At 66.6% G+C, this 13,332-nt stretch carries 8 protein-coding genes and 1 pseudogene; 6 read left to right on the top strand and 3 right to left on the bottom strand.

Annotated features, from left to right (window positions below):
- The 3 genes from LXT21_RS36115 to LXT21_RS36105 all read right to left on the bottom strand — a co-directional run bounded on the left by LXT21_RS36115 (position 1) and on the right by LXT21_RS36105 (position 4,645).
- Entirely contained in the window at positions 1–2,256 is a 2,256-nt protein-coding gene (locus LXT21_RS36115; RefSeq protein WP_407667083.1) for a di-heme oxidoredictase family protein, read from the bottom strand.
- Positions 2,257–2,361: 105 nt separating this feature from the next.
- Positions 2,362–3,723: an amidohydrolase family protein gene (locus tag LXT21_RS36110; RefSeq protein WP_254042780.1), complete on the bottom strand. Its 1,362-nt coding sequence runs from the start codon at positions 3,721–3,723 to the stop codon at positions 2,362–2,364.
- A 166-nt stretch (positions 3,724–3,889) separates the two neighbouring features.
- On the bottom strand, positions 3,890–4,645 hold the full coding sequence (locus LXT21_RS36105; protein WP_254042779.1) for a TetR/AcrR family transcriptional regulator: 756 nt from the start codon (positions 4,643–4,645) through the stop codon (positions 3,890–3,892).
- A 93-nt stretch (positions 4,646–4,738) separates the two neighbouring features.
- Here LXT21_RS36105 and LXT21_RS36100 point away from each other — a divergent pair, with 93 nt between their 5' ends.
- The 6 genes and pseudogenes from LXT21_RS36100 (at position 4,739) to LXT21_RS36075 (ending at position 13,304) form a co-directional block, all read left to right on the top strand.
- Positions 4,739–5,602, top strand: a complete 864-nt coding sequence (locus LXT21_RS36100) for an SDR family oxidoreductase (protein WP_254042778.1) — start codon at positions 4,739–4,741, stop codon at positions 5,600–5,602.
- A gap of 102 nt (positions 5,603–5,704) precedes the next feature.
- On the top strand, positions 5,705–6,946 hold the full coding sequence (locus LXT21_RS36095; protein WP_254042777.1) for a hypothetical protein: 1,242 nt from the start codon (positions 5,705–5,707) through the stop codon (positions 6,944–6,946).
- 51 nt (positions 6,947–6,997) lie between these two features.
- Positions 6,998–7,387, top strand: a pseudogene (locus LXT21_RS36090) (GON domain-containing protein); the annotation flags it as partial.
- 313 nt (positions 7,388–7,700) lie between these two features.
- Positions 7,701–8,969 carry a flavin monoamine oxidase family protein gene (locus LXT21_RS36085; protein ID WP_254042775.1) on the top strand — a complete coding sequence of 423 codons (1,269 nt, stop codon included), beginning with the start codon at positions 7,701–7,703 and terminating at the stop codon, positions 8,967–8,969.
- Between the two features lie 21 nt (positions 8,970–8,990).
- Positions 8,991–12,014 (top strand): iminophenyl-pyruvate dimer synthase VioB, encoded by a 3,024-nt coding sequence (gene vioB / locus LXT21_RS36080; protein WP_254042774.1) that lies wholly within the window; start codon positions 8,991–8,993, stop codon positions 12,012–12,014.
- Positions 12,015–13,304 (top strand): FAD-dependent oxidoreductase, encoded by a 1,290-nt coding sequence (locus LXT21_RS36075; RefSeq protein ID WP_254042773.1) that lies wholly within the window; start codon positions 12,015–12,017, stop codon positions 13,302–13,304. It abuts the gene before it with no gap.
- Positions 13,305–13,332 lie beyond the last annotated feature (28 nt).

Below are 13,332 nucleotides of genomic sequence, written 5' to 3'. Positions count from 1 at the left end.
TCAGAGGGACTGGATGAACCGGAGCAGCGCCGCGCGCTGAGCGGCGCTCGAGGTGCGGAAGGCCTCCTTGGAGGACTCGGCTTCTCCTCCGTGCCACAGGATGGCCTCGGAGAGGCTGCGCGCACGGCCGTCATGCAGATAGGCCTCACCACCGCTGACGCCCGCCGTCAGGCCGATGCCCCAGAGGGGTGGCGTGCGCCACTCCGCGCCCGAGGCCCCCTCCTCCGGGAGGTTGTCCGCCAGCCCCACGCCCAGGTCATGCAACAGCAGGTCGGTGTAGGGGCGAATCACCTGACTCCGCAGCTCGGCGTAGGGGTGGTACGGGCTGGTCGTCAACGTCGCGACGTGACACCGCGCACAGCCCATTCCGCCAAAGAGGCCCTCGCCCTGAATCGCCTGGGCGTCACCGAGATTGCGGCGCGCGGGGACTCCGAGCAGCGCGAGGTAGCGCACCATCTTCTCCAGGTCCGCGTCCGCCAGCTCGGTGCTCACCGCAGCGCAGGTCTGCTCCGAGCCGCAATCCGGAACAGGGAAGACGGACGTGGTGACCCCCATGTCGACATTGAGCGCGTTCGCGACCTGATGGCGGAGCCTCGCCTTGCCCGCCTTCCAGCCGAAGCGTCCCGCGCGCGTCTGGCCCGTCTGCGGGTCCACCACCGTCTGCATGCGCCCGGAGATGCCATCGCCATTGGCGTCATTCGGGTCGGCGAGGCTGGCCAGCGTGTTCTCCTCCACCGCCTCCAACAGTCCCAACCCGACCAGGGGCGGCGTGATTCGGGCGGAGTGATGCGTGGGCACGGGCCCCGTGAAGGCGTAGACCGGGCGCCGCAGCTGATAGCCCGTGCCGTCCCCATACGTGCCGTTCGTCACCGTCCAGCCCGAGATGCTCACGCCGCCCTCGGGGGAGCCCTGGGTGCTCTGCGGTTGGAGGACCCCTCCCAACGCTGGATGCGCCGTCACCGTGGTGCCGACCACGCCCACCTTGACGGTATGGCGCAGGGGTGGCGCGACGACGAGGTACCCATGGGGGCTGGCTCCACTGGAGCCAGCCCCGTTCACCGTGAAGCTCACCGGGGACGTGGTGCTCAGTCCTCCCGAGGTGTTGCCGATGGTGAAATGGTATTGGACGACCGTGCCCGCCGGGACGTTGGTGAGCCATTGGGTGTTCGTGCCGGAGCTGTCACGCGCCATCCGGAAGCTCTGCTGCCCGCCACCGTTGAGCCGATAGTGCACGTCCGCCCAGGGCGCGGCGTTCACATGGAACCGCACGGTGTACACGGACGTCGCCGGGTCGGGCGGAAGCGCGCGGCCATTGTTGATGTGACAGGCCACGCAGCTGCGCGCGATATAGGAGGGTCCGAGCTTGTTCTGCTGCGCGGTGAGGCTCGGGTTGCCGGCCTCCGAGTGGGAGCCATCCGCGAAGTCGGTGTGATGAAGGCGCCGGCCCTCGACGAACGGCTGCGCATTCACAGGCGCCAGGTTCGTCGCCATCTGCTTGAACAGGTGCGCCGGCTCGCTCGAGTAGTTGTAGCCCAGCGTCGTACGCCCCCCCAGCCACGCGGTCTCCGGGAGGGGGAACGAGTCCAGGTTCGAGCCCCGTCCCTCCCAGGGCACCATGCCGCCCTGGCCCACGAGGTAGAGGAACGCCGTGCCGTAATAGTTGGCGCGTCCCACGACGGGCGGGAGCATGAAGGGGCTGATTTCAATCTCCATGCGGTCGCCCACCTGGAGCCGCCGGTTCTCCTTCGCGTTGTAATTGAGGGTGGCCGTGTAGCGCAGGGGGTCCACCTGCGCCATGTCCACGTTGAACCAGTATTGAGAGAGCACCGCCTGGCCTTGGTAGAAGGCGCGGAAGTCCGGCGTGTCCAGGGGCCAGAGCGAGGTGATGTTGACGGTGATGTCGTTGCCACCCTTGGCGACCCTGTCGATGACCTCGATGCTGTACGTGCGGTACTCGAAGTACAGCGGCAGGTAGTGCTCGTAGCTCTGGAATTGTGACTCACGCGCGTGGCGGTCTCTCGACCGGTCCGCCAGGCGGGTGATGAGCGCCGTGGGCGTATCCACCACCAACGCGGGCTCCAGCGGGGTGCTGGCGTCGAAGAGCGGGACCACTGGGGCCAGGGGCGTCGCAGTCGACGAAGCCACAGGCGGCGATTCATCGTGATGAGCTTGGGGCGCGTTCCCACAGGCGCCGATGAACAACCCCAAGATGGCCAGACTCCAAGCCGCCGCTCGTGTGCTGGATGGCTCTCTCATGCCTGGGATTATATCCCCGCAAAAGCCGCAATACGCGCCCACGCAGACACATGCGTCGCATGCATCCGATGTCTGTCTGAAATGAGATATCCGAGGCCCGCCCCTTCACCGTGTCGCGGCATCCACCTGTTGTCGCGGAGCCCGTGTGTCCAGGACCACCTGGCCGTCCTTCATCACGAACCTCACCTGCTTCAGCGCGTGGATGTCCTTCAGCGGGTCTCCCTCCACCGCGACCAGGTCCGCGAGCTTGTTCGGCTCGACGGAGCCGAGCTGGTCCTGCATCCGCAGCAGCTCCGCCGCGTTCACCGTCGCGGCGCGCAGGATGTCCACGGGCTTCAGGCCCGCCTCGGCATAGGCGATGAACCACTTCACGCTGGCCTGCCCTCGCGTCAGCCCTGGCATCCCCAGGTACATGTCCGAACCGGCGGCCACCCGGACGCCCGCGGCCACCGCGCGGCGGAGGCGCTCCTGGGCCTTGGTGAGGTTCCTCCTGCAGCGCTCCTTCATCTTGCGCTGGCGCTCCACATCGCCTCCCCGGGCCTCGAAGGAATCACAGACCTCCAACGGGCCGTCGGTGGGCACCAGGAAGATGCGCTTGCGGACCATGGGCGCCACCACGTCATCGGGAAGGGAGTACCCATGTTCGATGGAGTCGACGCCCGCCTGGACCGCCACGCGGATGCTCTCGTCGAGAGTGGTGTGCGCCGCCACGGGCCGCGTCTTGCGGTGGGCCTCCTCGACGATGACCTTCATCTCCTCCAACGAGAGGAGGTTGTGTCCGTTGTCGACGATGACCTTGATGCAATCCGCGCCGTCAGCGATGGCCTGACGCACGGCGCGCCGGGCCTCCTCCACGCCGGAGACGGTGACGTACTCCTGCTCGATGAGGGGCTGCGCCGGGACCTGGAGCGTGGGGAACTGACCGCCATGCGGCGCGAGCGCGCGGGTGCTGGCGGAGATGCGCGGCCCCTTCACCCAGCCACGCTGGATGGCGTTGCGCAGCGCCACGTCCCCGTTGAGCCCGGAGTTGCCGAGGTCTCTCACCGTCGTGATTCCCGCCTCGAGCATCTCACGGCCCAGCTTCGCGCCCAGCAGCGCACGCTCGGCGGTGCTCTGCTGGAAGAGAGGCCCGAGCGAGTCGCCACTCTCCGCATCGACCTCCAGCAGCAGGTGCGAGTGCGAGTCGATGAGCCCAGGCAACAGGGTGACGTCGCCCAGGTCCAGGACGCGTGTCCCCGCCGGGATGGGCAGTCCGCTGCCCACGGCCTGGATGCGCGAGCCCTCGATGAGCACGACCGCGTCCGGCAGGGCCTTGTCACGCTTCCCATCGAAGAGTCGCGCGGCGCGCAGGGCGATGCGCGGAGGCGCCTCCGGGGTGGGCGTCTGGGCCCATGACGGCGAGGGAAGGCTCCACGAGAGGAGCATGCCCAGGACCGTCGTCAACAGTCGTCGGGAACGATGGGACAAGGCGAGACTCCCCCGGTGCGCGGTGTTCAACCACTGTACGCGCGCCGCCCTGCCTTCTGAAGACTGTCATCGGCGCTGAAGTCGAACGGCACCGTCCGGGCTTGGGGCGACCATGACGAGGGCCGTTGCGCGGCGGCGCGAGGCAAAGGCATCACTCGACCGGCTGTCACCGCGCGTCCGCGATGCGCTTGAGCAACTCGTGCAGCAGCAGGCTTTCGCCGGGCGAGAGCACGCCCTGGAGCCCCTCCATGGATGCGCGCATGACCGTGGCGACGGCGCGGGCATCCGTGCTCGCCGGGGACTCGCCCTCATTCGAAATCGCGGCCACCACCGCCTCACGCGCGGCTTCGGCGAGCCCGAGGTCTCGTTGGTCCTCGGGCTGGGCCAGCAGCATCAGCACGGCCCCGGTGCCCATCGCCGACACCAGACCGAACGCACGCTCCTCGCTGACCCGCAGCCGCCCCGCGAGCGCGATGTTCCGGATGCGCCTGCGCAGCACCGCCGCCCCATCGCCGAGGGCCGGCGAGTGCGACGACAGATAGGGGTCGCTGCTCATCAGCGCGAACAGACCGGGGTGGCCGAGGCCAAACGCCACGTGCATGTCCCATCCATCGCGGAAGTCCTGGAGCGGGTCGGGGTGCGGCCGCCGCGTGGCCTTCTCCGACACGTAGCGCTTCATCACATGCTCGATGACCGCGCCGACGAGGCCCCGCTTGTCGCCGAAGAGCCGGTACAGCGTCGGTGCCTGCACGCCGGCCGCGGAGGCGACCGCGCGCGTCGTCACCGCATCCGGCCCTCCCGTGGCGATGAGCTCGGCCGCGGCCTCGATGATGCGGATGCGCACATCCGAGCCCGCCTCGGCCTCGTCGGCGAGCTTCTCCCGGTCCGTCATTTCACGGGGATAGCACGCGGCCAGAATCACCGCTAACGGGACATTGACATCGTCGATAACGAGCCCTACGTTTCCGCTGGAAACGATAATCCGTTTCCATTGATAACACCTGGAGGCAGTCGGATGATCGTCGTGACCGGAGCAACGGGGCGGCTCGGCCGCCTCATCGTGGAGAGGCTCATCACCCGGGTGCCCGTGGAGCGGGTCGCCGTCAGCGTCCGCGACCCGGGGAAGGCCCAGGAGCTGGCCGCGAGGGGCCTTCGGGTGCGCCAGGGCGACTTCGCCCAGCCAGCCAGCCTCGTGCACGCGTTCGAGGGAGCGACCCAGGTCCTGCTCGTCTCTTCCAATGCACGTGCCCATGGCGGGGACACCCTGGCGCAGCATCGCTCGGCCATCGACGCCGCGCGTGCCGCGGGCGTGAAGCGCATCGTCTACACCAGCCATATGGCCGCGAGCCCTTCCTCGGCCTTCCCTCCCATGCACGACCACGCGGCGACGGAGCAGTTGCTGAAGGACTCCGGCCTTCAGTGGACCGCGCTCCGCAATGGATTCTACGCGGCGAGCGCGGTGATGCTGCTGATGCGAAGCGTGGAGACGGGCGTCTTCGAGGCACCGGAGGATGGCCAGGTCTCCTGGACCACGCACGAGGACCTCGCGGAGGCCGCCGCCGTGGTTCTGGCGAACGAGGGTCGGTATGAAGGCCCGACCCCGCCGCTCACGGCGACACGAGCCCTGGACTTCGAGTCGCTCTGCGCTATCGCCTCAGAAGTGTTGGGTCGTCCGGTGCGTCGCGGCACCGTGTCCGAAGACGCGATGCAGGCGAGACTGGAGGCGGCCGGCATGCCTTCGCACGTGGTCGCCATCTCCCTGGGCCTCTACCGCGCGAGCCGTCACGGTGAGTTCGCGGCGGTCGACCCCACGTTGTCGGAGCTGCTCGGTCGCGCGCCGATGAACATGCGCGATGTCGTCGCCAAGGCGCTCGGCTGACCGCACGGGACCGCGCCACTTTCGGACAAGTCCATCCCCGGGACACCACCGTGGAGCGAGCAGGCGCCCCTGGCCATGTATCCTCGCGAGAGCGATACGACCATGCCTCCTCGCGCGTCTTCTCTTCTCGGGTTCATCATCGCGGCAGTGCTGGCCTCCAGTGGCGGGGCGCTCGCGGACAACCCACCGCTGACGGGTTCGAACTACGCCATCGACGTGTACCAGGGCCCGGTGCTGGCGCCAGTGCGGGTGTCGGGTCTGTCGGGCGCCTATGCGCCCATCGCCGAGGGCGTCGAGGGCATCAGCGTCAACACCGCCGCGCCCGCCATGCGCTCGCTCTATTCGTCGAAGCACGTGGACTACGACCTGTCCGCGGGCTTCACGTTCCCCAGCTCGCTGCGCGACACCGACTTCGACAACAACGGTTCGGTGGGCTTCGCCAAGGAGGAGTTCGTCTTCGTCCAGTTGGGAGGCCTCATCCAGTGGGGTCCCTGGGGAGTGGGCGGCGCCGCGTCGATCCAGAACTACACCCTGGGCCAGGACGCGAACGGCCAGGTCCTCGACCTGGGGATGACGCGCTTCCAGCTCCAGCTCGCGCGCAGCTTCTTCGAGGCGGAGCTGGTGGTGGGCGTGGGCCTGCGCGCGGTTTCGCTGAACATCAACCCCGCCCAGGACACCAACAACACGCTGGCCACCATGCTCGGCGCCAACGTGGAGGCTGGGGCCCTCTGGACGCCCATGGACCTGCCGCTGCGCGCCGCGCTGTCCCTCCGGGCGCCCGTCAAGGGAAGCCTCACGCCGGGCGGACCCGCCACCGCGGATGACGCGGGCAACGTGCGGGTCGCCGGTCTCTACCTGCCTGACTCCGTGAGGCTCCCCTGGGAAATCGAAGCGGGCATCGCCTGGCAGTTCGGTGCACGCCCGCTCCAGATGCCGTGGGGGCCTGAGCGCGCGGAGCGCTTCAAGGCCCTGCCCCGCTCCAAGCTGCTGCTGACGGGCTCCGTGCTGTTCAGCGGCGCGGTGTCGAACGCCATCGGCTTCGACTCATTCCTGTCGCAGCGGCTGGAGCGCTCGGGGCGGCGGCTGTCGGTCTCTCCTCGCATCGGCGCGGAGCTGGAGCCCCTCGAGAATCGCCTGCAGCTGCGCGCGGGCAGCTACCTGGAGCCGAGCCGCTTCGACACCGTCGGGCCGCGCCTGCACGGCACCGTCGGCGCGGAGGTGCGGCTGTTCCAGTGGTCCGTCTTCGGCCTGATGTCGCCCGACACCTCGTGGCGAGTCAGCGGCTTCGCCGATGTGTCCCGTCGCTACTTCGCCTGGGGTGTCGGCGCGGGCACCTGGCACTGAGCCACGGCGAGGCCATGGGCGCGTGCGAGCCTCCACGGATGGCAAACCACCTGGTTCCAGAAGGTGCGCTTCAAACCCGCGACCCTCACGCTCGAGCTCTCCGACACCACCTTCGCCGTCCGCCAAGGCTGGGCGAGCTTCGGAGACACTCGCATCGAGGCCACCCCGCTGGCCACCGCGGGCGACTGCGTTGCCAATGACTCACAGACCGGCCGAGGCAACATCGACCTGACCGGGACCCCGTTCAGCATCGAGCCCGGTCAATTCCAGACCTCGGGCTTCAATCCGAGCGGTACGGCCACCTTCAGGGGCAGCCAAATCGTCAACCTCCGAGACGGCGGCTACTGCGGGAGCATCGGCCCTCCCGAGAACGTCCTGCGGCTCGCTTTCCGGACGCCCCCCTCGCGAGGTCCTCGCCCCACGAGCGCGAGCAATCGCTGAGCCGCCCCGGGTTCTCGACACATCGCGCGCCGGACGGCGGCGAGTGTTCAGCACAGGCCTCCGGTGGCGTCCCCAGGGCATGGGTTCGTACCCCGGGTCCGTGAACATGCCCCTCCAACCATCCAAGCGGCGTTCAGCAACGCTCTCATCGTACTCCCTGGTCAGTGGCCTCCACCGGGCGGGCGTGAGCTATTTCCCGGCCCCAGCGGCCTCCATTCCAATCATCGTCACCGAAGGCTCCATGGATGAACGAGGCCGCTCCTCGTCCCATCGGGTTCCACACCCGCCTCACTCCTCGGACCCTGAAGCTGAGATGGCACATCATTCGGACATCTGCATCGTTGGCGCCGGAATCGGCGGACTGACCTGCGCCGCCCGTTTGGCGGCCGCGCCATCGAGCAACCACCTGAGCATCAAGGTGTTCGACTTGAACACCCACGTGGGCGGCCGAATCCTCTCGAGAAAGCTCGACTGCGGAGAAATCGCCGAACTGGGCGCGGCACGCTACTCACCGCAACTGCACCCACGCTTCCAGGCCCTCATGCACGGCTTCCAGCATCGACATGAGACCTATCCATTCACCCAGGCGGAGTTCCAAGGCCACACACAGGGACGACTCAGAGCCACCCTGCTCGAGCTGCTCTGCCTGCTGGAAGCCCATCCGCATGATTCATTCCTGGGCTTCGTCAGCCACTACCTGGGAGAAGGCGAGGCCAGGCGGACCATCAAGGCCATGGGGTATGACGCCTTGCTCCTGCCCATGGTCTCCGCGTCCATGGCCTATGGCATCATCAAGAAGCACCCCGAGACACAGGGGCTGCTCGACGACACAGGCAACCAATGGCGCTACGCACCGGCGGGCTACGGCCAGCTCCTGGCGCGACTGCAGAAGCAGGCCCAGTCCGACCGGGTCGAGTTTCGGATGGAACACTGCCTGCACTCCATCTCTCGCTTTGGAGACAGCTACCTGCTCGCCTTCAGCCACCGAGGCAGCTCGCAGTTCCATCGAGCGCGGCACCTCATCCTGGCCATCCCACCATCCGCCATGTCACGGCTCAATCTCGGATTCCCCACCCGCTGGAGTCCGCATCAATACGGCTCACTTCCCTTGTTCAAGGGCTTCTTGACCTTCGACACCCCCTGGTGGCGAGACCTCCAGTTGACCGACAAGGTCCTGGTGGTCGACAACCCCTTGAGGAAGCTCTATTTCAAAGGCAGGAAATACGTCCAGTTCTACACCGACGGAGAGAACGCCACCTATTGGCGTGACTGTGTGGAGCAAGGCGAGGATGTCTATCTGAGCAAGGTCCGCGCCTGCATGGAGCAGGTCCTCCCCCTCGGCGGCAAGCCCCTGCCTCCCATCAAGGACCATTTCCACAAGCATTGGTCACATGGCGTGGAGTTCAGCCTCGAGCCCAGGGTCAGACAACCCGGGGCCTTGCTTCATCGCGATGGTGTCATCGCCTGCTCGGATGCCTACACACCCCATGGTGGCTGGATGGAGGGGGGCCTCCTCAGCGCACATCAAGCAACCCGGCTGTTGCAGGAACGGCTCGTCGGCGCCCCCGAGCGTCGGCCCTGACACCCCTCCTCACAGCACTCCGTGCCGGACGTCATGAGCATCCTCCATCTCCCGCGGCTTCACTTTCGAGGCTTTGCCCGCGCCAATGTCCCCACCGGGAACCGAAACACCCATGGGCAGCTCGACCTCGCGACCAACACCGTCTTCATGGATGGCGCGCCGTTCGACCTCCACCGGGCGCCCTCTGAATTCCATGAGCACCTGAAGCAACTGGCTCCCAGATTCGATGCGGAGGGGAGACCCGCCCCTGAAGGCATCTTCAGCGAGGCAGCCGGCTACAACCTCGGCGGCAACAATCACTTCTCCTGGGAGGAGGTCCGGCTCACGGGCGTACAGCTGCGCGAAGGTGTCATCGACACGGAAGACCCTCTGGTGGGAGCCCGACTGGCGCTCTGGGGGCACTACAACGAGTACCTGCGCACGACGTTCAACCGCGCCAGATGGGTGGACAACAACCCCAGCCGACCGGACACCACCCTCATCTACGCCGGGCAGCTGACGCTGAGCGACAAGCACGCCACGCCTCACACCCCACCCTTGCTCACGGCGAGCATTCCGCGGGCGCATTCCGTCCGCTGGCTCGGAGCAGGGCATGTCGTCGAGCGCAGCCCTCATTTTCTCGACGAAGAATTCAGCCGCTCGCGACTGTTCCAGTTCTCCCTCCCCAAGAAGGACGCGCTCTTCCCACTCGATTCACGGGCCACGGCGTCCCCCGGCCTGGGTGCCGTGCAGCGAGCACTGGAGGACGAGGAGATTCTGGGACTGACGGTCCAGTACGCCTTGTTCAACATGTCGACGCCGCGAGCCGCCGATTCCGCCGTCTTCCATGACCTCATCGGCACCATCGGGCTGTGGTGCAAGCACGAGCTGGAGACGTACCCAGCAGGACGCCTGCTGTTGCCTCGCCAACCCGGCCTGGGACCGGTCGCGGTGAAGGTGCAGCCGGACCGGGTGTCCCTCAACATGCCGACCGCGATTCCCTTCACGACCCGAAGCGCTCGACCTGTCTCGGCCGAACACCCCACGCATGGCCTGGGCGGGAAACTGCCACTGGGGGACCTCGAGCTGCGCGACCCATCCGGCACCCTGCTCGCGCGGCTCCCCGAGGCACTCTATCTCGACCATGGGCGTCACCATGGCGTCCTCGACGTGCCGCTGTTGGGCTCCGCCACGGGTTCGCTGTCCCTGACAGGCGAACACGCGCAGTGGGACGAGGTCGACTGGGTGGTGCAGTCCGACGACAACCACCTGTTCCTCGAGTCCCCCCACAAACGAAAGAACCGGGTCTTCCCCCAGACCCTCACGGTGCAGAGTCGCCTCCGTGGCGAACTGGCCTCCCCGCCGGCGTTGGCCGTGCACGTCGAGGACTCCGACATCGCGACGGCGCAGCTGGCCCCTTCTCCGCATGGGACGGGCCATGCGCAACTCACCCTCATCGGCCAACGGCCTGGAGCAACCCGCGTCGCGCTCAGCGTCGGAGACGACAGCCAGTTCATCGGTGTCCGGGTGTTACCCGACGACTGGCATCTGGAGGAGGTCCCCACCGAGCAGGTCGACTACGCATTCTTGTATCGGCACGTCATGAGCTACTACGAGCTGATCTACCCGTTCATGTCGAACAAGGTGTTCAGCATGGCGGACCGCTGCAAATGCGAAACGTACTCCCGACTGATGTGGCAGATGTGTGATCCGCTCAACCGGGACAAGAGCTACTACATGCCGAGCACCCGGGAGCTCTCTCTCCCCAAGTCGAACCTGTTCCTGAAATACCTGACGAACATCGAAGCCACCTCCAGGACCTCTCTCCCCGAGCCGGAGGGACCGCGCCCCATCCACAGCAAGGCCCAACTGGTCCAGGAATTGAAGCGGGCGATCGATCTGGAGCTGTCCCTGCTGCATCAATATCTGTACGCCGCCTACTCCATTCCCAACTACGAACAGGGACTCGAGCAGGTCCGGGCGGGCCGTTGGCAGCTGGCCGAGCTGGAACTGGCCTGCGGCTCCGAGGACCGACGCCGCAACAGCGGCATGCGGGGGACGCTGCTCGAAATCGCGCATGAAGAGATGATTCACTACCTGGTCATCAACAATGTGTTGATGGCGCTGGGTGAGCCCTTCCATGCCGGCACTTCCATGCTGGGGGCCCAGGCGCGGCGGCATTTCGGCCTGGATGCCGAGTTCGCCCTCGAGCCTTTCTCCGAGCACGTGCTCGCGAAGTTCATTCGCTTCGAATGGCCCGGACATCTCCCCTCGCCAGGAAGGTCCATCTCGGACCTCTACACCTCGATTCGCCAGGCGCTCCGTGAGCTGCCCGACCTGTTCGCCCCCCGCGCTGGCAAACCCGGAGGGGAACACCACCTCTTCTTGAATGAGCTGACCAACAAACACTTTCCAGCCTATCAACTGGAGGTCTTCGACCGGGACAGCGCGCTCTTCTCCATTGATTACGTCACCGCCCAGGGAGAAGGGGTCGCGGTCGATTCGCCTCACTTCGAGTCCTCGCATTTCCAGAGACTGCGCGGCATGGCCTCCCGATTCAGCGCGCGGAAGCAGCCCTTCGAGCCCGCGGTTCCCGCCTTGAGGAACCCAACCCTGGAGCCACGCGAGAGCTGCGTCGAGGTCACGAACGAGCGCGCCAGGGCGCTGATGACGCTCTATCAAGGGTGTCACGCGCTGATGATGTCGTTGATGACGCATCACTTCGCGCAGAGCCCGTCGGGCAGCCTGCGCCGCTCCCGCTTGATGAATGCCTCCATCGACATCATGACGGGCCTGCTGCGTCCGCTCTCGACGACCCTGATGCGGACGCCATCCGGCATTCCCGGGCGCAACGCAGGGCCCCCCGTGCCCGAGTCAGCCCATGAGCCCATCAGCAGCGACTACGCGCAGGGGTGCCTGGAGCTGGCTCGGAGATGCCTGACGCTGGCGCAACGGGCCCGCGAGCTCGGCGCGGACCTCGTCGGCGTGGCACCGATAGAGATGTTGGAGTTCTTCGACCGACAGCTGACCGACCTGGCCCACGGGAAGCTTTCAAGGGAGGCCTGAATGCATGAAACCATCATCGTGGGCGGTGGACTGGCGGGGAGCCTGACCGCCATCTATCTGGCACGTCGTGGGTACGACGTCCGTGTCCTCGAGAAGCGAAGCGACCCGCTGCGAAGCCCGTCCCCCGCCCACGAGCGGACCTCCTCACGCGCCATCGGCGTCAGCATGAACGTCAGGGGCATGAAGGCGGTCCTGCGGGCGGGAATCCCCGCGCAGGAGCTGGCGCGATGTGGTGAGCCCATCACGGGCATGGCCTTCTGCGTGGGCGGGAAATACAAGATCCGCAAGCTCACACCGCTCGAGGACCTCTCCCCGCTGTCCCTGAATCGACTGGCGTTCCAACAGCTGCTGAACCAGCACGCCGCCCTTCTCGGGGTGAAGTTCCACTTCGACTGCAAATGCATCAACGTCGACCTGGAGAAGAAGTCGGTCCTCGTCCAGGAGGGAGACGGCGGATTCCGGCACCACCGAGGGGATTTGATCATCGGCGCGGATGGCGCGCACTCGGCGGTCCGGCAGTCCATGCAGAGTGGCTTGCGGCGCTTCGAATTCAAGCAGACCTTCTTCCGCCACGGCTACAAGACCCTGGTCCTCCCCAATGCCGCCGAGCTGGGCTACCGGAAGGACTTCTTGTACTTCTTCGGCATGGACTCCAAGGGGCTCTTCGCCGGACGCGCGGCGACCATCCCCGATGGCAGCATCAGCTTCGCCATCTGCTTGCCCTACCAAGGCGCCCTGAGCCTGGCCACGCAGGATGGAGCCACCCTGCGCGCCTTCTTCAATCACTACTTCGGGGGCCTGCCACCCGGACGCCGGCAAGAGATGCTGGACCAGTTCGTGACCCAGCCCAGCAACGACCTCGTCAATGTCCGCGCCAGCACCTTCCATCATCGTGGAAACGCCCTGCTCCTCGGCGATGCGGCGCACGCCACCGCGCCCTTCCTGGGCCAAGGGATGAACATGGCGCTGGAAGACGCCTCCGTCTTCGCCACCCTGCTGGACCAACATGCCCACGACCTCGACACCGTGCTCCCCGAGTTCACTCGCCAGCGCAAGGTGCAGGCAGATGCGATGCAGGACATGTCCATCGCGAACTACGAGGTGCTGAGCCACCCCAGCGTCATCTTCTTCCTGCGGGCCCAATATGCCCGCTACATGCACAAGAAGTTCCCCAGCCTCTATCCACCAGACATGGCGGAGAAGCTCTACTTCGATTCGGTCCCCTATGACGAACTGCGACGGCTCCAGCGGAAACAGAACGTCTGGTACAGGCTTGGCCGGATGAATTGACCGAGCGCGTCCCCTCTGGATCTCCATG

The organism is Myxococcus guangdongensis, from assembly GCF_024198255.1.
Lineage (GTDB): Bacteria > Myxococcota > Myxococcia > Myxococcales > Myxococcaceae > Myxococcus > Myxococcus guangdongensis.
This window is presented reverse-complemented; position numbering and strand designations above follow the sequence as displayed.

What these genes read in the sequence shown, in the direction of transcription:
- LXT21_RS36115 (WP_407667083.1), bottom strand. Translation starts at nt 2,256, where the DNA reads ATGAGAGAGCCATCCAGCACACGAGCGGCGGCTTGGAGTCTGGCCATC.
- LXT21_RS36100 (WP_254042778.1), top strand. Translation starts at nt 4,739, where the DNA reads ATGATCGTCGTGACCGGAGCAACGGGGCGGCTCGGCCGCCTCATCGTG.
- LXT21_RS36095 (WP_254042777.1), top strand. Translation starts at nt 5,705, where the DNA reads ATGCCTCCTCGCGCGTCTTCTCTTCTCGGGTTCATCATCGCGGCAGTG.
- LXT21_RS36085 (WP_254042775.1), top strand. Translation starts at nt 7,701, where the DNA reads ATGGCACATCATTCGGACATCTGCATCGTTGGCGCCGGAATCGGCGGA.
- LXT21_RS36075 (WP_254042773.1), top strand. Translation starts at nt 12,015, where the DNA reads ATGCATGAAACCATCATCGTGGGCGGTGGACTGGCGGGGAGCCTGACC.